Origin of the sequence: Aestuariivivens marinum, from assembly GCF_022662175.1 — a bacterium.
Taxonomy (GTDB): Bacteria; Bacteroidota; Bacteroidia; order Flavobacteriales; family Flavobacteriaceae; genus Aestuariivivens; species Aestuariivivens marinum.
In genome coordinates this window covers 111872-137978 of the sequence record NZ_JAKMCR010000002.1, presented here as the reverse complement: position 1 = coordinate 137978, position 26107 = coordinate 111872, and the positions used below count along the sequence as shown (strand labels likewise).

Below are 26107 nucleotides of genomic sequence, written 5' to 3'. Positions count from 1 at the left end.
CAACAAAATTAATCACTTTTTAGACACATATACACAAAATTTATTCTGTAAATATATTTAGAGAAATTATCATTATTTTATAAATTGATAAACCCTAGTCCATTTAGATTCTTCATTAGGTTTAATACTGAATTCCACCATTGGTTCTGGGCAAAAGGACTGTTCTGTGAGGTGTATGTAAAAAGGGCCGTGATTAACATCGGAAATAACTTTAACAGCAGTTTTTGTTTTGTTGTTGGATAGCACATATTCTGTTGTTAATCCTGGATCAATATGCCCGCCTGTCCAATCATCATTGCTTAGTGACTCGTTTAGTTTTAATTGGTTTTCTTGTATGGTAACTCTAGAATCAAATCCTTTGATAAGTGTAATGGGTTTTGGGAATTCAATTCTATAATCCGTATTTATAGGTTGATTATCAAACATAAAAAAATTATGGCAGTATGGGTTTATAAACATATCTTTTGTTCCTATATTTTTTAGGCAATGGTTAATTTTAATTTCTGGTTTGTTTTCAACCAAAACTATATTTTTTTCATAATGGTAGGCATAGCCAAAGGTTGTGGTGAATTTCTGGGTAAAGCGAATAGAATTTTTAGTGGTCTCAATATCCCATTGGCCTTTTTCAATAAATTTATAGGGATAATCCCAATGGTATGCAGAATCATTTGCTTTTTCGAGTACTCCTACACCTATTTTAAGGAAGGGCTCGCCAGGCTTAGCCTCAGTAAAACCTTGTGGATCCCGGAATTCTTCGGCAGTGCCTGTTGCGGTTCCAGCATTTAAAGGATCATGTTTTCCGGGTGTTATTGTGCCATTGTAATCCTGCCATTCTTGAAAATAAGTGTGGCCTTGGTATTCTACTTGAGCGATTATTCCAGACCAATCAAATCGTGTACTTCTATAATAGCCATGTTCTGCATTAGGGATTAAAACATGCGCTGTTAACACATTGTTGGCTAGTGCTTTTATAGGATAGTGATCACCGTTTTTCTTTTCTTTGTGTTTTGATGTACAAGAAAGCATAACTACTAAAAGCAGTACACTTATGAAATAACTCTTCATTTGTTTTAAGTTAGACCAGCTTATAATACAGTCCAAATAAATGGATAAAGATATCCAGTTAAAAAACTTTTAAAACTGGATTATGATTCTGTTGGCTTTTCAGCTTTAACTATAGATATTTTCAGTTCATTTGTTTTTTTATCCAAATCTATTTTTATACTGTCACCTTCCTGTAAATGAGATGCAACAATTTCTTCTGCCAAAGCATCTTCAATATACTTTTGTATGGCGCGTTTTAATGGTCTAGCCCCATACTGTCTATCAAAACCTTTATCTGCTATGTAATTTTTTGCTTTGTCGGTTAGGGTTAGGTTGTAACCTAAATCTTTAATTCTATCAAAAAGCTTTTGCAGTTCAATATCAATAATCTTGTTGATGTCTTCTTTTTCAAGTGGATTAAATACAACCACATCGTCAATCCTATTTAAAAACTCTGGTGCAAACGATTTTTTCAGTGCGTTTTCAATAACGCTTCTGGCGTTGGCATCTTCTTGTGCTTTTTGTGAAGCCGTTCCAAAACCAATACCAGTGCCAAAATCCTTAAGTTTTCTTGCTCCAATATTGGATGTCATAATTATAATAGTATTTCTAAAATCTATTTTTCTACCTAAGCTATCGGTTAAATATCCATCATCCAACACTTGCAATAACATATTGAACACATCGGGATGTGCTTTTTCGATTTCATCCAATAGAATAACAGCGTATGGTTTACGTCTTACTTTTTCGGTTAATTGTCCTCCTTCTTCATAACCAACGTATCCTGGGGGCGCACCAATTAATCGGGAAATGGCAAATTTTTCCATGTATTCGCTCATGTCTATACGTACAAGCGCATCTTCGCTATCAAATAATTCTTTTGACAATATTTTAGCCAACTGCGTTTTCCCGACTCCCGTTTGTCCTAAAAATATAAACGAACCAATAGGTTTATTAGGGTCTTTAAGACCAGCTCGATTACGTTGTATGGCCTTAACAACTTTTGCTACTGCTTCATCCTGACCTATAACCTTACCTTTAATCAATTCTGGCAATTGGGCTAATTTATTAATTTCTGTTTGGGCAATTCTGTTTACAGGAATTCCTGTCATCATGGATACCACATCGGCCACGTTTTCTTCGGTAACTATTTCGCGATGTAACTTGGTTTCCTCTTCCCATTTTTCCTGGGCTACAGCCAATTCTTTTTCGAGACGTTTTTCGTCATCCCTTAACTTGGCGGCTTCTTCATATTTTTGTTTTCTTACCACCGAATTTTTGGTTTCTCTAACATCTTCCAGTTTCTTTTCTAATTCAATAATCTGTTTGGGAACTTGAATATTGGTGATGTGCACCCGCGACCCAGCTTCATCTAATGCATCAATTGCTTTGTCTGGCAGAAAGCGCTCAGTCATGTACCTATTGGTCAATTTTACACAGGCTTCGATGGCTTCTGGCGTAAAATCGACATTATGGTGTTCTTCGTATTTGCCTTTTATGTTGTTGAGGATCTCAATGGTTTCCTCAACAGTTGTGGGTTGAATTATTACCTTTTGGAAACGCCTTTCTAATGCGCCATCTTTTTCAATGTATTGTCTATATTCATCTAATGTAGTTGCACCAATGCATTGAATCTCACCACGAGCTAAAGCAGGTTTAAACATATTGGAAGCATCCAAACTTCCAGTGGCACCACCTGCGCCTACAATGGTGTGGATTTCATCAATAAATAAAATAACATCATCATTCTTTTCCAACTCATTCATTACCGCTTTCATACGTTCTTCAAACTGTCCACGGTATTTTGTGCCTGCTACCAAACTAGCCAAATCAAGTGTTACTACACGTTTATTGAAAAGAATTCGGGATACTTTGCGTTTGGTAATACGCAATGCTAGGCCTTCGGCAATAGCAGATTTACCAACGCCTGGCTCACCTATTAATAGCGGATTGTTTTTCTTGCGTCTACTTAAAATTTGTGAGACGCGTTCTATTTCCTTTTCCCTGCCAACAACAGGGTCTAACTTGCCTTCTTCAGCTAAAGCTGTTAAATCACGTCCAAAATTGTCTAAAACAGGTGTTTTTGACTTTTTATTTGGTTTGCTTGATGGCGAATTGAATAAATTATCTTTAGAGGTGTCGTCATCTGTATTGGTTTCGTCGTCTTGAAAAGATTCCGATTTAGGTTCTATATAGTCACTGTCGTTTGTAATCATAAGCTTGAATTGTTCTTTAACATTATCGTAGTCAACTTTTAATTTATTTAAAAGTTTGGTAGTTGGGTCGTTTTCATTTCTTAGTATGCATAGAAGTAAGTGTGCGGTATTAATGGATGTGCTTTGAAACAGTTTTGCTTCCAAAAAAGTTGTTTTCAAGGCACGTTCTGCCTGTCTGGTTAGGTGTAGGTTCTTTTTCTCGTTTGATACTACAGAAATTTTAGGATTAGCGGGACTTAGAATCTCCACTTTACGCCTTAAATGGTTTAGGTCTACATTCAGCGCATTAAGTATGTTTATAGCCTTACCATTACCATCACGTAATAGCCCAAGCATTAAATGTTCTGTACCAATAAAATCGTGGCCCAATCGCAACGCTTCTTCTTTACTGTATGCAATTACATCTTTTACTCTAGGTGAAAAATTATCATCCATAATTGTCTCCTTTCTGCATTAAAAATACTAATAATAGTTTACTAAAGTCAAAAACCATACCTTAAAATGCTAATTGACGAAAAAATCTTTATAAAATCAAAACATTTTAGAAGATACTTATTAACTAAAAAAACCAATAAAATTGTTAATAAAAATCACTAAAAAAAGCACCATAAAGTCCTGTCCTAACTAATGAAATACTTATATTAGCATGTTTTGAAAAATAATAAAATTTTAATTTAATAATATATGACAGAAGGAGAAAAATTGATCCCTATTAACATTGAGGATGAAATGAAATCGGCGTACATTGATTACTCAATGTCGGTCATTGTGTCACGTGCATTACCAGATGTTAGAGATGGGTTAAAACCCGTTCACAGACGTGTATTATATGGTATGTACGAATTAGGTGTTAGAGCAAATTCAGCACACAAGAAATCCGCAAGAATAGTTGGAGAAGTTTTAGGTAAATATCACCCCCATGGCGACACCTCGGTTTACGACGCTATGGTGCGAATGGCTCAAGAGTGGAGTTTGCGTTATATGTTGGTTGATGGCCAAGGTAACTTTGGATCTATTGATGGTGATAGTCCGGCGGCAATGCGTTATACAGAAGCGCGTATGCGAAAGATATCTGAGGATATGTTGGCAGATATTGATAAAGAGACTGTAGACCATAAATTAAACTTTGATGATACCTTACAAGAGCCTACTGTTTTACCAACACGTATCCCTGGATTGCTCGTAAACGGTGCATCTGGTATTGCGGTTGGGATGGCTACCAATATGCCTCCTCATAACCTTTCTGAAGTTGTGGATGGTACTGTCGCATTTATAGAGAATAGTGCTATTGAGGTTGATGAGCTCATAAAATATGTTAAAGCTCCCGACTTCCCAACAGGTGGAACCATTTATGGGTACGATGGTGTAAAAGAGGCATTTCAAACCGGACGGGGACGAATTGTAATTCGTGGAAAGGCCAATGTTGAAGAAGTTAACGGTAGGGAATGTATTGTAGTAACTGAAATCCCATATCAGATCAATAAGGCAGATATGATTAAGAAGACTGCTGATTTGGTGAACGAAAAGAAACTGGAAGGCATTTCTACCATTCGTGATGAATCGGACAGAAATGGGATGCGCATTGTTTATGTATTAAAGCGAGATGCCATACCAAACATTGTGCTTAATAAGCTCTATAAATATACTGCTTTGCAATCATCGTTCAGTGTTAACAATATCGCCTTGGTAGATGGGCGTCCTCAATTACTTAATTTAAAGGACTTAATCCACTACTTTGTTGAGCACAGGCATGAGGTGGTTGTGAGACGTACCACTTATGAGTTGCGTAAAGCAGAAGAGCGTGCTCATATTTTAGAGGGATTAATTATTGCATCAGATAATATAGATGAAGTTATTGCTTTAATACGTGCATCATCTAATGCAGATGAAGCTCGTGAAAAGTTAATGGAACGTTTTAAATTATCAGAAATTCAAGCTAAAGCAATTGTTGAGATGAGGTTGCGTCAGCTTACAGGTTTAGAGCAAGATAAGCTTCGTTCAGAATATGATGAATTGTTAAAAACCATTGAAGACTTAAAGGATATCTTGGACAAAAAGGAGCGTCGCATGGATATCATTAAGGAAGAATTACTTCAGGTGAAGGAAAAGTATGGTGATGAGCGTCGTTCTAATATCGAATATGCAGGTGGTGATTTAAGTATTGAAGATATGATTCCAGATGAAAAAGTGGTGATTACCATTTCACATGCGGGTTATATAAAGCGCACATCGCTTACAGAATACAAGACACAAAATAGAGGAGGGGTTGGGCAAAAAGCCTCCACAACGCGTAATGAAGACTTTTTGGAGCATTTGTTTGTAGGAACCAACCACCAATATATGTTGTTCTTTACTCAGAAAGGAAAATGTTTTTGGATGCGTGTTTATGAGATTCCTGAAGGTAGCAAAACATCTAAGGGACGTGCCATTCAAAATCTCATAAATATAGAGCAGGACGATAAGGTTATGGCGTTTATTTGCACCCAAGACCTTAAGGATGAAGATTACATAAACAGCCATTATGTAATTATGGCCACCAAGAATGGACAAGTTAAAAAAACGTCTTTAGAGCAATATTCGCGTCCGCGTACCAATGGTATCAATGCCATTACCATAAGAGAAGATGATGAACTACTTGAGGCTAAGTTAACCACAGGGAACAGTCAGGTAATGTTAGCTCTTAAATCGGGTAAGGCCATTCGTTTTGAAGAGGCTAAAACAAGACCTATGGGGCGTAATGCTTCGGGAGTACGAGGCATTACTTTAGCCAACGATAATGACGAGGTAGTAGGAATGATAGCTGTAGATGATATGGAGAGTAATATATTGGTTGTTTCTGAAAACGGATACGGTAAACGATCTTACTTAGAAGACTATAGAATTACCAATCGTGGAGGAAAAGGCGTGAAAACCATTTCTATTACAGAAAAAACAGGTAATTTAGTGGCTATAAAAAATGTAACGGATGCAGACGACCTTATGATTATTAATAAATCTGGAATAGCTATTCGTATGGCAGTCGAAGATTTAAGAGTAATGGGTAGGGCCACACAAGGTGTTAAGTTAATAAACCTTAGAAATGGTGATTCTATTGCAGCTGTTGCTAAAGTAATGCATGATGAAGATGAAGTAGAAGATACCGAATCTATTGAAAACAAAGGTGATCAAGAAGGTGGCACAACTCTTGATAATATCAATAACGAAAACAATTTAGAAAATTAAAAACCTAAATATTATTTAAAAATGAAAAATCAAATTATTATAGCTTTAGCATTTTCAATAGGTGTCTTTTCTTTTGCCCAAAAGAAAGAGTTGAAAACTGCAGAAAGAGCTATTAAGGGAACTAACTATGCCGAAGCAAAGGCAGCCTTAAGTCAAGCAGAAGCCTTGATGTCTGCCATGGATGAAAAAAGTAAGGCAAAGTACTATTTTTTAATGGGGCAAGCTTTGTATGCGGGAGGTAATGGTTCTAGTCAGGATATTGACAAGGCTATTGAAAGTTTTAATATGGTTGAAGGTGCTTACGCTTCAGAAATAGCTGAGGTTAAACGACAAATGACCAATAATATATTGACAAAAGGAAATGAAGCTTACGAAGCAAAAGATTTTTTAACTGCTTCAAAGCATTTTGAGCATGCTTACAGAACCTCTGAAAAGGATACGTTATTCTTGTATTATGCAGCAGCAACTGCTGTTAATGTTCAAGAATATGATAGAGCTTTAGGATTATACGAAGAATTAAAAAGATTGGGGTATACTGGTATCGCTACCGAATACTATGCTACCAATAAGGAATCTGGTGAGGAGGAAGTCATGGACAAAACAACTCGGGATATTTATGTTAAAAGCGGAAGTCATGTTGACCCAGGTGTTCGCAAGACAGATTCCAAGAAAGCCGAGATTGTAAAAAACGTAGCCCTTATTTATGTTAGTCAAGGCAATAATGAAAAGGCACTTGAAGCTATGAAGGATGCTAGGGCAGAAAGTCCAGATGATATTAATTTAATTCTTAGTGAAGCCAATGTGCATTATAAAATGGGTAATAAGGATAAGTTTAGAGAGATTTTAGAGGTGGCTACTAAAATGGATCCTACAAACCCGGAATTACAGTATAACTTAGGTGTTATTGCATCTGAATCTGATGATAAGGAAAATGCGAAGAAATACTATAAAAAGGCTATTGAGTTAGACCCTAACTATGTAAATGCCTATATTAATATGGCAGCATTGGTATTAAGTCGTGAAGAGCCCCTTATTGAAGAAATGAATGGTTTGGGAACATCCAAAGAAGATGATAAGCGATATGAAGAACTCAAAGAAGAGCGTCAACAGTTGTACAAGGATGCCATACCATATTTAGTAAAAGCATTAGAGATTGATGAAAAGAATGTCAATGCAGCCAAAACACTTATGAATATTTATAGTGTTACAGGAGATACGGCTAATTATAAGGTAATGAAAGCTAAAGTTGAGACTTTAGAAGGGCAATAAAAAAATTATTTATTCAAAAAATATAAAAACCGTCCGGTCACTCAGGTTCTTGAAGTACCGGACGATTTTTTTATACAATTTTTTTAATGACTCTTAGTTTATGGGTGTGTTTCCCTTTGTCTACATTATATATGCCTGTATGATCCAATCGGTCAACCCTTACCTTGCCATGGGCATGTATAATATAGTTGTCTTCCATAATAATACCAACATGTATTATCTGTCCTTCGTTGTTATCAAAAAAGGCTAAATCTCCAGGCTCACTTTCTTCAATAAAACTTAGTGCTTCTCCTTGTGTAGCCTGCTGTGAGGCATCACGTAATAATTTGTAGCCATTAAGTTTGTACACCATTTGTGTGAATCCAGAACAATCAATTCCAAATGGGGTTTTTCCGCCCCATAAATAGGGTGTGTTCAAGTATAAAAAAGCAGTTTTAATAAGATTGGCTTTTGTTATTTTTCCTTGAATAGTGTTGCCGTCAAAACGATGATTCAAAACTTTTAGGCTGTTTAATGTAGAACCCATTAAAACTGGATGGAGCTGATGGTTTTTATCCTGAATAAATTCTACTAAATCTCCAGAAAGCTTAGGTTTTTCCTTTTTTAATGCATTGTATAGGTCCTTTTCAATTTCAAAAAACTGCTTATTGTCTATCCAACCTTCATAACCATCAAAGTCCAATCGGATTTTGCTCCACGATTTTCTGGCTTCAATGACCTTAAAAAACTCACCATAAAGTATTTGAGAAGTAAGTTCGCTTTTATCTGATGCTTCTATCCTAAGAGGAACAATGCTTAAATTACAAATTCCGTATTGCATTAATAATTAATTACGTTCTATAATAATTGCAGAAGCTCCACCACCACCATTACAGATAGCTGCAGCTCCAATTTTAGCATTGTTTTGTTTTAAAACATTAAGTAAAGTAATCAAGATTCTTACTCCTGAACATCCAAGGGGATGGCCTAATGAAACAGCACCTCCATTAACGTTAACATTTGTGTCTTTAAGTCCTAAAATTTTCATATTGGCTAATCCAACAACTGAAAAAGCTTCGTTAAACTCGAAATAATCAACATCGTCAATTGCTATACCTGCTTTATCTAAGGCTTTTGGTAAAGCTTTAGCTGGAGCCGTTGTAAACCATTTAGGTTCCTGTGCTGCATCAGCATAACCTCTAATAATAGCCAGAGGTTTTAATCCTAATTCATCAGCTTTAGTTTTACGCATTAATACCATAGCTCCAGCACCATCATTTATTGTTGAAGCATTAGCGGCGGTAACTGTACCTTCTTTTGTGAAAGCAGGTCTTAATTGTGGTATTTTATCAAGCTTAACATTTTTATATTCTTCATCTTCGGTAACAAGTATAGGCTCACCTCGACGCTGAGGCACTTCAACTGGAACAACTTCATCGTTGAATTTACCAGATAGCCAAGCTTCTGCTGATCGTTTGTATGATTGAATGGCATAGGCATCTTGGTCTTCTCTTGAAAAATTGTATTCTTCAGCACAGGCATCAGCACAAACTCCCATAGCATTTTGGTCGTAAGCATCTACCAAGCCATCTCTCTGCATACCATCTATAACTGATATTGGGCCAAATTTATTACCATTTCGGGCATGTAAATAATGTGGAATTAAACTCATGTTTTCCATTCCACCAGCAATAACAATATTAGCATCACCAAGAGCAATAGCTTGTGCTGCCTGCATAACGGCTTTCATTCCAGAAGCACAAACCTTATTTATTGTCGTGCAAGGTACAGTATTGGGGATGCCTGCCATAATTGCAGCTTGTCTTGCAGGAGCTTGGCCAGAACCTGCTTGTACAACTTGTCCCATAATAACCTCATCTATCAATTCGGCTTTAAGGTTTATTTTGTTTAAAGCTCCTTTTATGGCTGTTGCACCTAAATGAGGTGCAGGAACAGTAGATAAGGCACCTAGAAAGCTACCTATTGGTGTTCGGGAAGCCGAAACGATCACAACATCTCTACTCATTAAATCACTGTTTAGTTAAGTACTTGCGAAAATAATGATTTTTTTAAGATTAAATTAAAGGATTGACCATTATAAAAAATCTATTGACACTTATATTTTATTACTTTTGAAAAACTTGAGTTCTTTTAATTTACCTTAATATTGTAGGTGGGAATTACTTAAAAATTGAAAGAAGTAAAAGTATACAAATGAAGGACATTATAAACAAACTTTACAGAAACCACTCTCTTATTTACAAGGGACTATTATTTATATGTACCACATTTTTAATAGTTTATTTATTTCCTAAAAGTGGAAAGTTTAAGTATAATTTTGAGAAGGGTAAACCTTGGCAGTCTGAAAATTTATATGCCCCTTTTGATTTTGCCATCACAAAAAGTGATGAGGAAATCAAAATAGAAAAAGAATCGATTTTAGATGAATCTGTATTGTATTTTAACCTAGATAGTCTTATAGTTGATAAGGTTAAAGATAAATTTGAAACAGAGTTCAACAAAATTTTTCCCGATTCTATCCCCAAAACTGAACGTAATCTATTACATGGTATAGGAGTTGAAACCTTAAATAAATTATATAAGTATGGTGTTTTGGATGAAGCTTATGACTATCCAGACGAAAGAACGGTGGTAATATTGAGAGGTAGGACCATAAAAGAGAAGACCTTTTTTTCAAACCTTGTTAAACCAGATGCAATATCGAAAATAATAGAGAGTAGTTTAATAAACAATCTTAATAAATATAATAATGGTTTTGTTTCTTTGTTTTTCGATATTATAGAATCCAACCTATCGTACAACAAATCCTTTACAGATAAAGCTTTAGAGGACGAATTCAAGAACATATCTTTTACAAGAGGAAGTGTAGAAAAGGGAACTTTAATCATTTCTAAGGGGGAAATAGTAGAAGGTGAAAAATTCCAGCTTTTAAATTCACTAAAATCTGAATATGAGTCTCAGGTGTGGAATGAATCCAATTACAATTGGATATTGTTTGCCTATACCTTATTGGTCGCTTTGGCTCTGCTGATGCTATTGTTATTTTTAAGGAAGTACAGGTATGTTGTTTTTGAGGACAACACCAAGGTAACATTTATTTTCTTCAACATTTTCCTTATAATTTTCTTAACCACTTTGGTGGTTAACTACAACTCAAAGTACATCTATGTTGTCCCTATTTGTATATTGCCACTGGTGTTTAAAGCTTTTTTTGATGCACGCTTGGGTTTATTTGCGCATGTAATTACAGTGTTGCTGCTTGGGTTTATAGTACCCAATAGCTATGAGTATATGTTTCTTCAAATTATTGCCGGTATTGTGACCATACTTACGGTTTCCGAACTTTATAAAAGGGCAAACCTATTCATTTCGGTGGGACAAATCACATTAATATACATAGTAGCCTACTTTGCTTTTTTTGTTATCCATGAAGGCACTATTGAAACGATAAAACTGGAAACCTTCATGTGGTTTGTTTTGTGTGGTCTGGCAACCTTGTTTGTACAACCATTAATTTATGCTTATGAAAAGCTATTTGGTTTAGTATCTGATGTTTCTTTGTTAGAACTATCGGATACAAACACAAAATTGTTAAAAGAATTATCGAACAAAGCGCCCGGTACTTTTCACCATTCTTTAAATGTAGCAAACTTAGCAGAATCTTGCGCCAATGAAGTTGGTGCAAATGCCATGTTGATTCGAGTTGGAGCTTTGTACCATGATATAGGTAAAATGACTAATCCCACCTATTTTACCGAAAATCAATCGACAGGCATTAACCCACATGACGAGTTATCTTCAAAAGAAAGTGCAAAAATTATTATTGAACATGTTATTAATGGTATTGAAATAGCTCGAAAAAATAAACTTCCAGATCGGGTTGTCGATTTTATTAGAACCCATCATGGTACTAGTATGGTTTATTATTTTTATAGAAAGGAGAAGGAATTAAAGGACATTATAGTTGATAAGTTGGACTATAGCTACCCCGGTCCGAAACCTTTTAGTAAAGAAACGGCCATTCTAATGATGTGTGATAGTGTTGAAGCTGCTTCAAAAAGCTTAAAAGAACCTACCTCTACTAAAATTGATGCCTTTGTAGAAAGTATCATCAATAAACAAATAGAAGAAGAACAATTCTTAAATGCCAATATCACTTTTAAGGAAATAGAATCAATAAAAAAAGTGCTCAAGCACAAGTTGTCAAACATTTATCATCTGCGAATAGAGTACCCAGAATAAATATTTAAAAAATAAAAAAAATAGTTGCGTTCTATGTACATATAAATTACATTTGCACCCGCTTGAATGACAAAAGTAAATTGTCGTACAGCATAGGTTCTTAATATAATATTTAGGAGAGGTGGCAGAGTGGTAATGCAGCAGATTGCTAATCTGTCAACGCGAAAGTGTTGCCGGGGTTCGAGTCCCCGTCTCTCCGCAATTTAAGGTTTGAGCTATGTGATTTGTGAGTCAGCCCTCCAGCTGGCCCTTTCGCTAAAATGTTTACAGGACATTTTGTATACGCTCATTCCGGGGTGTAGCGTAGCCCGGTCATCGCGCCTGCTTTGGGAGCAGGAGGTCGCAGGTTCGAATCCTGCCACCCCGACAAATAAAAGCGTGGAGCTCTTGTAGAACGTTTACTTTCTTAAAAGAGTATAAGGGTTTTATTTTAAATTAATGCATAGCTTTAATTTGCAACAAACCTTTCTAGGATCAATTAAATTAATCCTACTACCCCGCATAATGGTCGCGTAGCTCAGCTGGATAGAGCATCTGCCTTCTAAGCAGACGGTCACAGGTTCGAATCCTGTCGCGATCACGAATAAATAGTACAATAAGAAAAAACGCCAAACTCGCTTGAGCGTTTTTTTGTTTGTACTATTTTCAACGCGGAGCGTTGTAGGAACACCACGTCAGTGGTGAATCCTGGATACCATTGGATTCCCACGGATTTTGTTTGTACTATTTTCAACACGGAGCGTTTCAGGAACACCACGACAGTGGTGAATCCTTAATGCTAAGGTTTGGGAAATAAAAAAAACATGAGTGTGCAGCACTCAAGCTTTATTCTTGTGCGATAAAGCTTTGATGGATTGTTCAAAAATATTTCTGTCGCGATCACTCAATAACCTGTTGATATTCATCAGGTTATTTTTATTTATAGTGATTTCTAAAATCCCAGAGAAGCAGATAATTTGGCTGTTTTATCACGCCAAACGTTCACAATACAGCGCACACTTTCACCATAATACTTGTAATTATGGCAACTCTAAAAACCATGCTGGACACCAGAAGATCTAAATCTTACAGATTTTTTCATAATGGTTGATTTTAATTTATAGTTTAATATGGCAGAATAAGGGAATAATCTCAATTGTCTTAATAGCAATAATGTATAATCTATAAGTTTATAAGAACAAAATATTCTGTGGAATGACAAATATCAGTTTATAAATAGATTCGTGAGAAGCATTTCCTTTTTGGAGAGGCTTTTTTACTTCAAGAAAATTTTATCTAAAGAATTTCACACGGTATGTTAAATATTGGTTAATGCAAATTTAGAACAAGTATCACCTAATAATTCAGCAAGAAGATAATACAAATACATTATATATTTAAAAACATTAAGGATATGATATAGATCATTGTGTAGGAGTTAAAGGTTTAATAATTTATTCGATTAATTAATCTTTGACATCATGAAAATTAAAACTACTTTGGGGTTTAATCCTTTAAAGATGTTCAAAAAGCATCACCCCATCAATTCATTTCTGTCTGTAGCACTTGCATTGTCTGTTATTAATCTTTCCACTAGCTGCTATTATAAAATAACAGACCTTACTACTTCACAAGAAGAAATTAATGAACGCATTGCCACTTTTAAAAGTTTTGGACATTATACCATTATTCAATCAGGTGAGAATCTTTTTCATTTGAACAATATAAAAATTGATCAAGAAAATAATATGTTGTATGGTACAATGGAGAATTTAAGTCCTTCACATGAATATAAAAAACCAAGGAAAAAAAATTCAAATCGCTTTAATAAAAACAAACAAAATCCTACCAATGAATTTCATATAAAACTGAAAACCAATATTACACTTGAAGTTGGTAAAGAAGTAAGTATTCCGTTTGAGGATATTCACTCGATATCCTTGAACAAAAGAGATTCGGGAACTGAACTTGCAGTTGTCATGTTGGGAGCTTATAGTTTTATTGGTACTATTTATCTAATCTTATTATTAACCAAAAGTTCTTGCCCATTTGTATATGTAAAAAGTGGTGACACCTATCAATTCATCGGAGAACTATATCCAGGCGTTTTAACCGAAAATATGCAAAGAGATGATTATATTCCTCTAGGAAAGTATGATGATTCCAATAATGACTATTCTATTAAAGTAACAAATGAGTTAAAGGAGATCCAGTATACAGACCTTTTAGAACTAATTGTAGTAGATCATCCTAGCGATATTCAGGTTCTGTTAGATGACCAAGGAAACATGTACACGTTTACCAATCTTATTCAACCAATCCATGTACTTATAGACGACCTTGAACTAGATAAGGAAACAGTATTTGAAAAAGATAATAATTTTTATGCCTTTAATAATACTACGGAATGGGATGATAACAAGCGTCACATCATAATTGAGTTTGATGCGCCCGAAGATCCTGCAGATGCTAAGCTGTATCTTACAGCAAAAAATTCAATGTGGTTAGATTATATTTTTGGAAAATTTAATGAACAATTCGGATCCTATTACCAAGAATTTCAAGTTCAGCAACAAACTAAAACCAAAGAGCAAAGTGAAAAGTGGATTCGTGAACAATATATTCCACTGTCAGTATTTGTTGAAACGTCAAACGGATGGCAACTCATTGATGAAATCAATACAGTTGGGCCATTAGCCTTTAGAGATCTAGTTGTTCCTATCGACATAAATTTAATTACTCAAGATAGATTAAGAGTTAAACTGGAAACCGGATTTATGTTCTGGGAAGTGGATTATGTAGGTATTGATTATTCAGAAAACCTACCACTAAGTGTAAATCATATTTCGCCATATGAGGCAATAGATCATAATAACAATTTAGTGACTAAATTAATCACTTCTGAAGATAATATTTACTTAGCACAACCAGAGGTTGGGGATGAAGTTATAGTTAATTTTAATCTAGAAAATGCAAGTGATAATGATACACATTCAATTTTCTTGAAAAATAGAGGGTATTATAATTATGTTCGGGAATATGAAGGTGAACCAAATCTGGAAGCATTAAGAATGTTTAAAAGAAAAGGAAAATTTCCTGATTTTTCAAAATCCGAATATTATGTATTAATGGGAATAACTGATGAAGAATTTGTTGTATTAAACAAATGAACGATACTATGTTCAAAGCAGAACGTTCTAATATTGACTTAATAAAAGAAAATGTTCAAGAGGTTAAATCTCTGAATGGAATATTTATTTCTGGTTTTTGGTTATTTGTAATCCGATTTGCAATGCGTTTAAGAATCCTTAGATTAATAATTAGAAGCTATCCTATTCCAAATGATTGGATTAATGCACTAAAATACCTAATTGTGTTACGAAAAAATATTCTAGGAACACCAAAAATTAAAAAACTTGCTAAGGTCAAAGGCAAGTATTATATGGGTATTTATACTTCATCTTGGTTTTCTAAAGAATTCGACCAGTTTATATTATCTCATTTAAATGATTATAAGCCAATTAAAAGACCTTCAAACAGGTTTGATATGGTCTTCATAGCTGTTACGGATAAGTGCCCTTTGCGATGTGAACATTGTTATAATTGGAATAAATTAAACGGGAAAGCACAGTCAAGTATTAATAATTTGTCTGGTATTATTAAAAAACTGCAAACAAAGGGTGTAAGTCATATTCAATTTCTTGGGGGAGAACCTATGCTGGAATTTAAAAATATATGTGACGCGGTAAAGTCCTCAAAGACAAGTTCAGAATTCTGGATAACCACCTCTGGTTTTTCATTTAGTGAAGCTAAAGCGAAAGAACTTAAAGCTTCTGGAATTAGAGGTGTTATTATTAGTCTTGATCATTATGATCCATTAAAACATAATCAATTTAGAAATCATAAGAGCGCTTTTAACTGGGTTAAGCTTGCGGTTAAACATGCAATAAATGCCGAGTTGATCGTTGCCTTGTCCATTTGTATTACCAAGGAGTTTTCAACCGAATCCAATCTTAATAATTATATGGAACTAGCAAAGGACTTGGGAGTCATGTTTGTACAATTTTTAGAACCAAAACCGGTTGGGCATTATCAAAATAAAGATGTTTTATTAACAAAAAACCAAATTGCTGCATTAGAGCAATTCTTTCTAGAATACAATTTTACATCAAGATATTTAGATTACCCAATTATCATTTATCCAGGTTACCATCAACGTAGAAAAGGGTGCATGTTAGCTGGAAAAAAATCAATTTATATTGATACAACTGGGACTATTAATCCATGTCCTTTTTGCCATAGATCGTATGGAAAAGTTTTAGAAAATGATCTTAATTCTAGATTAGAACAGCTTGTAAATCAGGGTTGTGTTGAACATGGATAAACGCTTCTAAACTGATATCCCTCATTGTGAATCTGTATTGATACAAATACATTTATTACTTATAAAATATGTCCGGTTTTTTCCTTCATGTAATATTTAGGATATCCAATGACTAAGTGTCATTTAAATTTATACTACAAATTTAAAAACTTACAGTCATGAAAAAAGTCATTTTATTATTATTAACAATGGGAATGTGCATTTCATCTTGTAGTAAAGATGATGAAACAATAGATAGCATAACAAAGGATACAGACATAATAATTGGTACCTGGGGAAAATACAAAGATGTAAACCTGGAAGACAAGTGTATTTTAGAGTGTGATCCTTATGATCTTAAAAATCAAGTTCAATTTCTAGAAAATGGTACATTATTAGCATTTTTTGAAAGAGAAACTAGTTATGTGGATGGTACTTGGGAAAAGATGAATAATGGTACCTATAAGATGGTGTGTTTTGGTATAACCGAAATCATTGATATTGACTTTACGAAAGAAGATGAAATGGTTTACAGGTATCCAGATGCAGAGTATTATTGGGTTAGAATAAGATAAAATTGACAATCATGAAAACATTCACTTCATCACTCAAAATGATATCAATAATGCTATCAACATTAATTTTATTACAAAGTTGTGTTGTGTATAATAAAACCCCCGTCAATCTTGATCAAGCTGTCGAAGCAACTAAAGAGAAAAAAAACTTCTCTAAGTCCAAGATATTTTATAAAGATGGTAATACGCAAGAGTGTTTTAAAGTAGTTAAAGAGCAAAACAATTATTACTGTGTAAACAAGAAGGATAAAATCTTTGAAATAAATTATACTAGAGATTTAATTAATAAAGAGCGAGTAGAATTTGTTAAAACACAAAATAAGACAAAATCAATAACAAAATCAATAATTGTTCCAGTTTTAGGTACAGTAGTAGTTATAGCAGCAGCAATAGGTATTATACTTTTTTCCATTAGTGGGACTTTTCCTATAACATAAGGCTTTAAGTATTATTTTTTAAGGCTCAACTAGAACTTAAAGACCTGTGAATATAATAGTTTATAAGTTGTAATGCTATGATATCACCTAGCCTTTAGAGGGATTTGTATTAGGTGTATATCTAATGAGAGTAGAGTTTAAATAAGTTAATCTTACATAGATGAACCTTCAGTATACTAATAAAAAACTAATGAATCATGATTATTTCAATTGATAACCCCAACGTTTATTTTAAGTTGTTTTATCTGTTAGCTTTTACGTTTATATTTCTTGTTGTTATCTATAAAAGTATAAAACGCGGCTATCATTTACGGTCGGTGTTACTAATGCTAACTACGATTTCCCTTTTTACGGTTATAGGATCTAGACTATTCACCATCCCCATACAGGATTGGCTTAGTGCTATTAGTACAAAGTCGCTTGTATTTAATAATAGATCTGCAATAGGAGGTTTATTATTTGGACTTGTTGGATTAGTAATTTCCCAACGTGTTTTTGGATTTAACCGCCCTATGTTGGACTTATATGCTTGGATAGGACCTTTTGCCTTGGGTATTATAAAATTTGGCTGTTTAGTTAATGGTTGTTGCTACGGTCTGCCTTTTAAAGGGTTTTGGGCCGTACACTATCCTAAAGGTACACATGCACATTTTAATCAATGGTATTCGGGTCTTATAGAAAATGAGGCACTTCTTTCTTTGTCAGTACACCCTGTTCAATTATACGAAAGTCTGCTATTATTTAGTATTGGATATATCGTATGGAAAACACATAAACTATTTAAAAAGAATGCAAGCGCTCTTCTATTTGGGCTATTTTTATTTTTTATGATGCGATTTGGAATTGAATTTTTAAGAGATCCCAATGGATCACAGTTTAGTTCTATATATTATTGGGGATTAAGATCTTATCAATGGAGTATGTTGGGTTATGCAATTTTAACAGGTCTTCTTTTATGGATTTATGAAACCCGTACACAAAAAGAGTTTATTAAAGGACTGCAAAACTCACCCTACATACATGTTGATTTTATTTATATTATCTGTATATCGTTAATACTATATACATTTAGGGCGCTTTTTTCTTCCTACGAACTTTTGGTTGTTTGGATAAAATTTATTCCTGCTATTTTATTATCCCTTTATTATCTATATTCTGACACGAAATTAAAGCGCTATCGTGTGCTTACCAGTGTTTTATTGCTTGCACCATTCTACATATTTGCTCAGACCATTCCTAATCAAATGCCAGAAATAAAACAATACAAGCGAATAGATTTTGGCGCTTCTTTTGGTGATTTTGCTAATGAAATTGCATTTAATCCACGAGAGGGGGAATGTGGCACCTCTTATGATTATGAATACTACAAACAGGTTTATCAAATGATTGGTTTAGGTTACTCACAAGTAACCGAAAAATATAACAGAACCTACACTTATGGTATAAACCTATCAGGCGGAAATTTAAAAAGTACAAATTTAGAAACAAATACTAAACAATCAGAATTTATATTTGCTGCCAATCCTTTTTATAAAATCGATGGGGAATGGATTGGATTAGGTTTTGGACTCCAACTTGGTAAGCTACGGATTAATAAATTTGAAGAGTTAAATGAAAATAATATAGAAGACGCTAAAAAGGATTATAACATAATTCCAGAATTTTATGTTAGCGTAGGTCCAAGGAAATATTTGGATGTAGATTTTAATTATGGGTTTATGATGCCTTCGGCATATCCTACTTTATACTCAAGATCAAGTATTGGAAGTTCTTTGGGACTTGGTCATGACTATAGCTTTAGGTATGGTCGTATATGGAATCTTGAAACCGATTATGTATCTGCTGAAGCCTTAATTACGGATCAATTTGGAATAAATTTAATGTATGTTTTTAAGGATAATAGTTTTGATTATCTTGATTATGATGCTTCTGGTAAACTTGTATTTTCATTGAATTACAGATTTGGACATAAAACCAAATAATCTATAATCATTTAAATGTTTTATTAGTGTTGTTTGTAAATTTGGTAGAAGAATTACTTTTATTTTATAGCCTCTAAATTTGATATAGGTTGAAGCGAAACTGGGTTTATAAGTTGAAGTTCTTCTAAAACAACAACTACCAATCTCACATAATCGTTTATAATTTCATTCACCAAGTTAGGATCTGTAATATCTATATAGCCTTTCCAAATAAGTTCCCTGCTATTAGTTGGGCAAATGCAGTACATAGAAGTTTCTGTGTGGTAAATGGTATATTCTTTATAATAATCTGGATTATAAAAGGCATCTTGGTATTTTAAATAGTCTTCTTTAAACTTTACGTAAGTACTATCGAAGCCGTCATAATTTTTTTTGTATTCAATCTTGTCTTCAACACCTATTACTTTTGTTAGTAAAATGGTATTAAATCCATTTTCAATGAGATTGGTTTCTAGAGCTATTAGTTCATCTTCTGTTTTTTTTTCGGTTGTAAAAGATGATTTTAAAAACTCCAAACTCATTACAGCTTCAATGCCCCTAGATTCGTATTCTTCTTTTAATTGTCCTTCAAATTTCTGTCTGGCTTCAATATTTGAGGTTATGCCAACCAATAAAACTTTAGTTGGACTATAACTGTCTATATCCGGATTTTTCCAATAGTCAACAAGTTCAACATTAGAACAACTTGTTATCAAAAAACATAAGCCTATTTGCTTTAAAAATGTCATTATTTTAATATGCCTAATTAAGCAAACGTTTTTGTTTTCCTTCCTTAATAATGCCTTTTACTAACGTAAATAATTGCTTTTTTATGGTTTGATATTTTTCTAAATACTTGCTTACAACTATTATAAGTTTTGCATGCTTGTCTCTGTAGGCCTGTTCTTTTTCAAGCTCGTCTTTGCCATCAACCATAATTTTAAGTCCTCTTTTATGATTTTTTAGCGTGTTGAATAGAGTATTGTTTTCTTTTTGAAGTTGACTTAATCTATCTATAATTTTTTTACTTTCTGTAAAATGTTTTGAATCGATCAGCTGGAGTGTATATGATTTTATCAAATCATCAAAGAATAATTGCTCGTCTTGAATGAACGCTAATTCAGACAGCCATTTTTTTGAATTATTATGCATTGTTTCTGGACTTAACCAGGCTTTATATTTTATTTTGGGTACTTTGGTTTTCATCTTTAATTGATTTTAAATTTAAAAAAGCAGAAAGCAATATGTTTTAGATATTGCTTTCTGTTTAATGGTGATTAATCAACTTCAATAATTTTTTTAGGAGGCTCTTTTACAATGGCTTCTTCTTTTTTAAGTAATTTAACTTTTAAGATACCATTTTTATATGTTGCTTTTACATCTTGATCTAAATCCACAGATTGAGGCAACATCATAGATCTTTTAAAGGATTTGTAATTAAACTCTTTTCGGGCATAATCATCTTCTCTTTCTTCTTCTTCAACTTCTTTTTCACCAAGAACGTGAAGGACATCTTCTTCAATAGTAACTTCAAAATCTTTTTTGTTAAACCCAGGGGCTGCAAATTCGATTTCAAAATCTTTTTCGTGTTCTCTTATGTTCATAGCTGGTAAAAGACTGTCGTCTTCAAAGAAATCGTCTTTAAAAATATCATCAAACCTCATTAAGCTATTTAAATTATCAAAATTAGAGGGGAACAATCTATTACTCCAGGGTCTTAACAAATTGTTGCTCCATGGAGTAAATAACCTGTCGTCAAAAGGGGATAACCTTTTGTTTTTTTTACGTTTCATTAATGTAGTCATGATAGTATTGTTTTAGGTTACACTTATAATTTCGTGACCATAATGTATTTACAAAAAAGAGTTTCTACAATGATATATATCAGTCTAAGTAATTTGTTAAATGTGGTTTTTCATACTTGTTTTAGTTAACAAGTACGCTTTCCAGATATTGAAATAATTTAAATTTAAAATTGGATAACGCATTGTAAAAGCCGAAAATTTTTAATTCGATGTCTTCATGTTCTTTTACAAAATAGTTGTCGCAAGCTAGGTCTTCACATTCTATTTTAATTTTAATATGATTTGTATGGGAATAAAGCTCATTTAATAAGTTAACCCGCTTTGTATTTATGCCTTTAATTTCATTTTTATAGTTAGTAAGCCTTTCATATAGATTTATGGCATGTTTTTTATAAATGGGTTTGTCCAATAAATGTTCATAAAATTCCAACTCTAAACTTAAATTTTCCAATATACTTATAGTAGAGGATATATTGTATTGTAACTCCTCAATAGATTTGTTGCTATTAAAACTTTTATAGGTTTCTTGTGTTTTCATTTTATTTAAATATTTAAATCTATAGTATTATTTTTTCTACATCACCTAGTTTAGGTATGGTTACGTTCCAGTTATATGTGTCTTTTATTTTAAGTCTAAAAGCATCCAAGGCGTTGAGTTCACCATGAATTAAAAATATTTTTTCTGGAATATTTTTAATGTTGGTCATCCAATTTAATAAATCACCTTGATCGGCATGAGCAGAAAGACTTTCTATACTTCTAACCTGTGCTTTTACTGGATAATATTTTCCAAAAAAACGTATTTCATGTACGCCATCCTTTAATTGCCTGCCTCTTGTGCCTTCTGCTTGATAACCCACTAATAAAATGGTGGTGGAGGGTATATCTATAAGTTGTTGTAGATAGGTAAGTACACGGCCTCCTGTTACCATGCCGCTACCAGCTATGATTATTTTGGAACGCTTATCATCAATAGTTTTCCAAGTTTCTTTATAGGATGTTATTATCGTTATATGTTGGCACATATTGTTATAGTCACTATGGGTTAGTTTATGCCATTCTGGAAAGTGTTTAAATAGCTCTAAAACACGATTTCCCATTGGACTATCGATAAACACGGGAATATTTGGTATTTTGTTTTTTTGATACAGTTTCCAAATTAAATACATAAGGGTTTGTAAACGTTCTACAGCAAAACTTGGAATAATTAAATTTCCCTTTTTATTAATGGTGTCCTTGATTAAATTAGAAAGTATATCTTCTATATTCTCAGTGTCATGTAGCTTGTTACCATAAGTACTTTCAATAAAGAGAATATCTGCCCATTCTGGTTTTTTTGGTGCATGTAATAAATAGTCATTAAATCTGCCAACATCTCCTGAAAAGACAAATCGTTTGCCATTAATATCCAACTCAATAAAGGTAGCTCCCAATATGTGTCCGTTATATTGAAAACGATAAGCTATGTGTTTCGATAGACTTATCCATTTGTCTGTTACTTCTGCCTGAAAATGAGAAATGGCTTTTTCGGCATCAACCAAGTTGTAAAAAGGCAATGCTGGTTGGTGTTTAGTGTATTTATCTTTATTGGCTTTCTCGGCTTCTTCCTCATGGATCTTGGCACTATCCCTCAAAATGATTTCAGAAATAGCTAATGTTGGAGCTGTACCTATAATTTTTCCATTAAAACCATGTTTTACAAGTCTGGGCAAATACCCCACATGGTCTAAATGACCATGGGTAAGCAATACAACATCAATTACTTTAGCGCTTACGGGTAAAAAACTCCAGTTAAGTTCCCTTAGGTTCTTTAAACCTTGAAACACACCGCAATCTATTAGTATGTTTTTTTCTGAAGTTTCTAATAGAAATTTAGAACCCGTAACAACACTGGCACCACCCAAAAAATGTATGTTCACATAATTGTCCATAGGATCTAATTATTGCAAAGCATTTGTATTTCATTTAAAATTTTGCTTTTTCTTATTTCTGAAATGCCCAAATGATCTAAATAAAAAGCATCACCAATTAATTCTCTACATAGCACAACATCCCTGCTTAATAAAAATTGCTTTTCTTGGTTAGAAAGCAGAGTAGACACGGTTATGGGATATAAGCCCAAGCGGTCTATGCGTTCTTTTAAGCCGTTGCTTTTAGGATAGTTCCAACTTAATAGATATAAGTTAGCACACTTTCCATATTGTATAGCATCTTCTGTAAAGCGTGTATTAGTTACTACCCAACCCTTTGTAAGTTTAGAACCGTTCTTTGGATTTGAATTCCAAAACGCCTTTACATCGTTATATCGGGAATGTATATAAAGCGGGATTTTTACATTGCAGTTAAGACCTTCTTCACTATGAAATTTACATTCTATTACAGAAGTTTCTCCATTTTTATTGGCCAAAATATCTATTTCGTGGGTAATACATTGTCCATGAAGTATGGTATTAATCTCAATGTTGTACCCCGAATATTTTAAAATGGCACCAATGAAACGTTCAAAAGGAAAGCCTGTTGGTCCAAGTTCGTAGATGGCTTTTTTAAGCTTATACCTAGAAGCCAAAAAACTTTGCTCCTTTTTTAACAGAGCAAAAGCTCTGTTATAGATTTCTTTTGTGGAAATGCCCTGGTACAGTTCATCCCTTACGTTATCAATAATTTGGTTAACGGTATGTTTGTCTGCCCCGGTACGGATTAAGGATGCCTTGAGCTTTTTTAATGAAAATTTTGCTTTTTCACCCGAAGATTTAATAATATTGAATGTATTGTTTTCCATTTACTATTGCTTTGTAATTATTAAGCAAAGCTTTATTTATCACTAAAAAAAGCCTTAACCCAAGCTTTAACTTGATTTTTGGTCATGCTATCGGCTTTTACAACAGGTTTAACCTTAGGCTTAAGGCGAGGATGGTTTAGTGTTATTTCTTTATGAAGTTTTTCGCCCATTTCTGCAGGACCAAATAAAACAACGGTATCTGCATCGTTAATTTCTGCAATAATGGCATTAAAGTATTTTTTTATTTGATGTTTTTCACGTTCCAAATATTTGCTGTCTTGTACTACATCTTGTGGACCTCCTTTAAATCGTGTACCGGACCCCCCATGTACATGAAAATGTTCTACATTGGAAAGTAATGTATTTAAACTCACTTTTCCATTATACAGAGTTACTATAATTGCTCTTGTTTTATCTAACCAGACACCTGTTTTCATGAGTTTAAATTTTAATATTTGATCTCAGTTCCTTAAATCATGCATGATTAAAAGGGGTACCTTAGAATTGTATCCCATTTCTTTTACTAATGGATGACTTAATGCGTTTCTAAAAAAACTATGTTTTTTATTTATAAATGCCACCATATCACTGGCCCTACTCTCAACAAAGCAGTTTACAGCGGTTGGAATATCCACATGGCTAAGCGTGTGGTAGGTATGGGGAAGTTCTTTAAAATATTCTTCTAAAAGAGTCTTGTTGTTAATCTGTTTGTTAGTTAGTCTCTTTTCTGTAGCAACGTGCAATATCCTAATGGCTGCATCGCATTTTTTAGCTAAATTTATTAAATGGTTAAGTTCTCTTTTTTTAAAATGCGTTTTATAGCTTGTAGGAAAAACGATTTCCTTTGGTAAATGGTGTTTTGCTCCTTCTGGAACAACAAGGACGGGACAGTTCCTAACATTTTCCATGACATTTACAGCTACATTGCCAAATATTCTTTTTTTAGAATCTGTTTTGCCTTTAGTCCCCATGACTATTAGTTCTATATCTTTCTCTTCAACAGTATTTTTTATAGCTTCAACTACATTATTGAACTTAGAAATAGTCTTAAAGTGATGCCTTTGGTTGTTATAATCTTTAAAGGCCAGCATATCTAATACTTTAGCAAGACCATTTTCTGATTCTAATTTAGCGGATTCATACAATTCATTACCAGGTTCCATGTTCAGTAAGCTATCGATTACATGGTTTGTTGCAGAGAATACATTTAAAATATAAAAATCACAGAAATCCTTTTTGTACAGTTCCAAAGCATAAGTAATAGCATACCATGCATTTTTGGAAAAATCTGTAGGCAGTAATATTTTGTATTTCATGATTTAAGAACTTATATAAATTTAACCTTAAAAAGGTCTTTGGGCAATGATCGATATCAACTTATTCTGGTATTACCATAAAAGGAACTTTAGCATGAAACCCTAATTTTTTAATTACAGGTTCATTTATTAATTTTTCAACTATGCTGTGTTTATAATTTACCATAGCCAGAATATGAATGCCTAGTTCTTCAATAAAATCATCTATTTCTGTTGCTTTATTGGTATACTTTGGAATCCAATGAATAGAATAATCATAATTATCCAAAAAATCTTTAAGTGTTATTAAGTTGTATTCTTGTACATCGTTTAGTTGATCTTCTATGCTAATGTGCATAATTCTAATTTTAGAATCATATAAATCTGCTAGTTCCTTTAAGTGTTTTAATTCCTTATTACTAAAAAATCGGTTGAAATCCGTTGGAAAAGCAATTTGTTTGGGTTCAATAAAATCATAATCTTGTGGGATTATTAAAATAGGACAATCTTTCAATTCTTTTGCCATGTGGACTGTATTGCTTCCAATAAAGAATTCTTTGGCACCGGTAGCACCTTTAGTTCCCATAATAACCAAATCTATATCTTGCTCTTTAACCACTTTTTTAACCGCTGCTCTCAAATCGTCTAGGCTTAGGATAATTTGAAAATCATGGTTTGCATTAGCATCAGCGCTTTCAGCCAAAGTTTTTAATTCCAATAATTCATCCATGGCCTCTTGCTCCATTTTTTTTAGCAGTTTATTTGAAAGGTTGGAAAGTGTTGATACTTTAATGGTTGTAGCATGTAAAAAATAAAAAGTACAAAGCTTATCCTTGAATAATTTTAAAGCATAAACAATGGCGTTCCAAGCATTATCTGAAAAATCGGTGGGTATTAATATGCTTTGTTTCATGGGTTCT

Annotated in this window: 21 protein-coding genes and 3 tRNA genes; 11 read left to right on the top strand and 13 right to left on the bottom strand. The window is 33.4% G+C overall.

Annotation, left to right across the window (positions count from 1 at the left end; genetic code table 11):
- Window positions 1-72: 72 nt before the first annotated feature.
- Together MR053_RS07830 and MR053_RS07825 are read right to left on the bottom strand one after the other, a co-directional pair.
- Window positions 73-1065, bottom strand: coding sequence for an aldose epimerase family protein (locus tag MR053_RS07830; RefSeq protein WP_242131909.1), 993 nt, complete (start codon window positions 1063-1065; stop codon window positions 73-75).
- Window positions 1066-1145: 80 nt separating this feature from the next.
- Window positions 1146-3695: an ATP-dependent Clp protease ATP-binding subunit gene (locus MR053_RS07825; RefSeq protein WP_242131908.1), complete on the bottom strand. Its 2550-nt coding sequence runs from the start codon at window positions 3693-3695 to the stop codon at window positions 1146-1148.
- A gap of 249 nt (window positions 3696-3944) precedes the next feature.
- Between MR053_RS07825 and gyrA the strand changes: the two genes are divergently transcribed.
- Together gyrA and MR053_RS07815 are read left to right on the top strand one after the other, a co-directional pair.
- Window positions 3945-6482: a DNA gyrase subunit A gene (gene gyrA, locus MR053_RS07820; protein WP_242131907.1), complete on the top strand. Its 2538-nt coding sequence runs from the start codon at window positions 3945-3947 to the stop codon at window positions 6480-6482.
- Window positions 6483-6503: 21 nt separating this feature from the next.
- Complete coding sequence (locus tag MR053_RS07815; RefSeq protein WP_242131906.1) at window positions 6504-7751, top strand: tetratricopeptide repeat protein; 1248 nt, start codon at window positions 6504-6506, stop codon at window positions 7749-7751.
- Between the two features lie 70 nt (window positions 7752-7821).
- On the opposite strand, the gene MR053_RS07810 is transcribed toward MR053_RS07815, so the two are convergent.
- Together MR053_RS07810 and MR053_RS07805 are read right to left on the bottom strand one after the other, a co-directional pair.
- On the bottom strand, window positions 7822-8571 hold the full coding sequence (locus MR053_RS07810) for a C40 family peptidase (protein ID WP_242131905.1): 750 nt from the start codon (window positions 8569-8571) through the stop codon (window positions 7822-7824).
- Between the two features lie 6 nt (window positions 8572-8577).
- Entirely contained in the window at window positions 8578-9756 is a 1179-nt protein-coding gene (locus MR053_RS07805) for an acetyl-CoA C-acyltransferase (RefSeq protein ID WP_242131904.1), read from the bottom strand.
- A 188-nt stretch (window positions 9757-9944) separates the two neighbouring features.
- On the opposite strand from MR053_RS07805, the gene MR053_RS07800 reads away from it, so the two are divergent.
- The 9 genes from MR053_RS07800 (at window position 9945) to MR053_RS07760 (ending at window position 19329) form a co-directional block, all read left to right on the top strand.
- Window positions 9945-11993 carry an HD family phosphohydrolase gene (locus tag MR053_RS07800; protein WP_242131903.1) on the top strand — a complete coding sequence of 683 codons (2049 nt, stop codon included), beginning with the start codon at window positions 9945-9947 and terminating at the stop codon, window positions 11991-11993.
- A gap of 115 nt (window positions 11994-12108) precedes the next feature.
- Window positions 12109-12192 (top strand) — tRNA-Ser (locus tag MR053_RS07795).
- Window positions 12193-12285: 93 nt separating this feature from the next.
- Window positions 12286-12360, top strand: a tRNA-Pro gene (locus tag MR053_RS07790).
- A gap of 139 nt (window positions 12361-12499) precedes the next feature.
- Window positions 12500-12573, top strand: a tRNA-Arg gene (locus MR053_RS07785).
- Window positions 12574-13453: 880 nt separating this feature from the next.
- Window positions 13454-15142, top strand: a complete 1689-nt coding sequence (locus tag MR053_RS07780) for a hypothetical protein (protein WP_242131902.1) — start codon at window positions 13454-13456, stop codon at window positions 15140-15142.
- Between the two features lie 8 nt (window positions 15143-15150).
- Window positions 15151-16356 carry a radical SAM/SPASM domain-containing protein gene (locus MR053_RS07775; RefSeq protein ID WP_242131901.1) on the top strand — a complete coding sequence of 402 codons (1206 nt, stop codon included), beginning with the start codon at window positions 15151-15153 and terminating at the stop codon, window positions 16354-16356.
- Window positions 16357-16550: 194 nt separating this feature from the next.
- Window positions 16551-16910: a hypothetical protein gene (locus MR053_RS07770; RefSeq protein WP_242131900.1), complete on the top strand. Its 360-nt coding sequence runs from the start codon at window positions 16551-16553 to the stop codon at window positions 16908-16910.
- A gap of 11 nt (window positions 16911-16921) precedes the next feature.
- The gene (locus MR053_RS07765) at window positions 16922-17347 is read left to right on the top strand and encodes a hypothetical protein (protein WP_242131899.1); all 426 of its coding nucleotides are present in this window, start codon (window positions 16922-16924) and stop codon (window positions 17345-17347) included.
- Between the two features lie 197 nt (window positions 17348-17544).
- Window positions 17545-19329 carry a prolipoprotein diacylglyceryl transferase family protein gene (locus tag MR053_RS07760; protein WP_242131898.1) on the top strand — a complete coding sequence of 595 codons (1785 nt, stop codon included), beginning with the start codon at window positions 17545-17547 and terminating at the stop codon, window positions 19327-19329.
- Between the two features lie 59 nt (window positions 19330-19388).
- On the opposite strand, the gene MR053_RS07755 is transcribed toward MR053_RS07760, so the two are convergent.
- From MR053_RS07755 to MR053_RS07715, 9 genes are all read right to left on the bottom strand, one after another.
- Complete coding sequence (locus tag MR053_RS07755; protein ID WP_242131897.1) at window positions 19389-20057, bottom strand: hypothetical protein; 669 nt, start codon at window positions 20055-20057, stop codon at window positions 19389-19391.
- Window positions 20058-20070: 13 nt separating this feature from the next.
- The gene (locus MR053_RS07750; protein ID WP_242131896.1) at window positions 20071-20514 is read right to left on the bottom strand and encodes a hypothetical protein; all 444 of its coding nucleotides are present in this window, start codon (window positions 20512-20514) and stop codon (window positions 20071-20073) included.
- Between the two features lie 71 nt (window positions 20515-20585).
- Window positions 20586-21113: an Hsp20/alpha crystallin family protein gene (locus MR053_RS07745; RefSeq protein WP_242131895.1), complete on the bottom strand. Its 528-nt coding sequence runs from the start codon at window positions 21111-21113 to the stop codon at window positions 20586-20588.
- 121 nt (window positions 21114-21234) lie between these two features.
- Entirely contained in the window at window positions 21235-21651 is a 417-nt protein-coding gene (locus tag MR053_RS07740; RefSeq protein ID WP_242131894.1) for a hypothetical protein, read from the bottom strand.
- 19 nt (window positions 21652-21670) lie between these two features.
- Window positions 21671-23044 (bottom strand): MBL fold metallo-hydrolase RNA specificity domain-containing protein, encoded by a 1374-nt coding sequence (locus MR053_RS07735; RefSeq protein WP_242131893.1) that lies wholly within the window; start codon window positions 23042-23044, stop codon window positions 21671-21673.
- Window positions 23045-23049: 5 nt separating this feature from the next.
- Entirely contained in the window at window positions 23050-23892 is an 843-nt protein-coding gene (locus MR053_RS07730; protein WP_242131892.1) for a restriction endonuclease, read from the bottom strand.
- A 32-nt stretch (window positions 23893-23924) separates the two neighbouring features.
- A complete protein-coding gene (locus MR053_RS07725) occupies window positions 23925-24329 on the bottom strand; it encodes a hypothetical protein (protein WP_223550330.1) in 405 nt (134 codons plus the stop codon).
- A gap of 24 nt (window positions 24330-24353) precedes the next feature.
- Window positions 24354-25208 carry a universal stress protein gene (locus tag MR053_RS07720; protein WP_223550332.1) on the bottom strand — a complete coding sequence of 285 codons (855 nt, stop codon included), beginning with the start codon at window positions 25206-25208 and terminating at the stop codon, window positions 24354-24356.
- Window positions 25209-25269: 61 nt separating this feature from the next.
- On the bottom strand, window positions 25270-26100 hold the full coding sequence (locus tag MR053_RS07715; protein WP_242131891.1) for a universal stress protein: 831 nt from the start codon (window positions 26098-26100) through the stop codon (window positions 25270-25272).
- Between the last annotated feature and the right edge of the window lie 7 nt (window positions 26101-26107).

What these genes read in the sequence shown, in the direction of transcription:
- MR053_RS07830 (WP_242131909.1), bottom strand. Translation starts at nt 1,065, where the DNA reads ATGAAGAGTTATTTCATAAGTGTACTGCTTTTAGTAGTTATGCTTTCT.
- MR053_RS07825 (WP_242131908.1), bottom strand. Translation starts at nt 3,695, where the DNA reads ATGGATGATAATTTTTCACCTAGAGTAAAAGATGTAATTGCATACAGT.
- gyrA (WP_242131907.1), top strand. Translation starts at nt 3,945, where the DNA reads ATGACAGAAGGAGAAAAATTGATCCCTATTAACATTGAGGATGAAATG.
- MR053_RS07815 (WP_242131906.1), top strand. Translation starts at nt 6,504, where the DNA reads ATGAAAAATCAAATTATTATAGCTTTAGCATTTTCAATAGGTGTCTTT.
- MR053_RS07810 (WP_242131905.1), bottom strand. Translation starts at nt 8,571, where the DNA reads ATGCAATACGGAATTTGTAATTTAAGCATTGTTCCTCTTAGGATAGAA.
- MR053_RS07805 (WP_242131904.1), bottom strand. Translation starts at nt 9,756, where the DNA reads ATGAGTAGAGATGTTGTGATCGTTTCGGCTTCCCGAACACCAATAGGT.
- MR053_RS07800 (WP_242131903.1), top strand. Translation starts at nt 9,945, where the DNA reads ATGAAGGACATTATAAACAAACTTTACAGAAACCACTCTCTTATTTAC.
- MR053_RS07780 (WP_242131902.1), top strand. Translation starts at nt 13,454, where the DNA reads ATGAAAATTAAAACTACTTTGGGGTTTAATCCTTTAAAGATGTTCAAA.
- MR053_RS07775 (WP_242131901.1), top strand. Translation starts at nt 15,151, where the DNA reads ATGTTCAAAGCAGAACGTTCTAATATTGACTTAATAAAAGAAAATGTT.
- MR053_RS07770 (WP_242131900.1), top strand. Translation starts at nt 16,551, where the DNA reads ATGTGCATTTCATCTTGTAGTAAAGATGATGAAACAATAGATAGCATA.
- MR053_RS07765 (WP_242131899.1), top strand. Translation starts at nt 16,922, where the DNA reads ATGAAAACATTCACTTCATCACTCAAAATGATATCAATAATGCTATCA.
- MR053_RS07760 (WP_242131898.1), top strand. Translation starts at nt 17,545, where the DNA reads ATGATTATTTCAATTGATAACCCCAACGTTTATTTTAAGTTGTTTTAT.
- MR053_RS07755 (WP_242131897.1), bottom strand. Translation starts at nt 20,057, where the DNA reads ATGACATTTTTAAAGCAAATAGGCTTATGTTTTTTGATAACAAGTTGT.
- MR053_RS07750 (WP_242131896.1), bottom strand. Translation starts at nt 20,514, where the DNA reads ATGAAAACCAAAGTACCCAAAATAAAATATAAAGCCTGGTTAAGTCCA.
- MR053_RS07745 (WP_242131895.1), bottom strand. Translation starts at nt 21,113, where the DNA reads ATGACTACATTAATGAAACGTAAAAAAAACAAAAGGTTATCCCCTTTT.
- MR053_RS07740 (WP_242131894.1), bottom strand. Translation starts at nt 21,651, where the DNA reads ATGAAAACACAAGAAACCTATAAAAGTTTTAATAGCAACAAATCTATT.
- MR053_RS07735 (WP_242131893.1), bottom strand. Translation starts at nt 23,044, where the DNA reads ATGGACAATTATGTGAACATACATTTTTTGGGTGGTGCCAGTGTTGTT.
- MR053_RS07730 (WP_242131892.1), bottom strand. Translation starts at nt 23,892, where the DNA reads ATGGAAAACAATACATTCAATATTATTAAATCTTCGGGTGAAAAAGCA.
- MR053_RS07725 (WP_223550330.1), bottom strand. Translation starts at nt 24,329, where the DNA reads ATGAAAACAGGTGTCTGGTTAGATAAAACAAGAGCAATTATAGTAACT.
- MR053_RS07720 (WP_223550332.1), bottom strand. Translation starts at nt 25,208, where the DNA reads ATGAAATACAAAATATTACTGCCTACAGATTTTTCCAAAAATGCATGG.
- MR053_RS07715 (WP_242131891.1), bottom strand. Translation starts at nt 26,100, where the DNA reads ATGAAACAAAGCATATTAATACCCACCGATTTTTCAGATAATGCTTGG.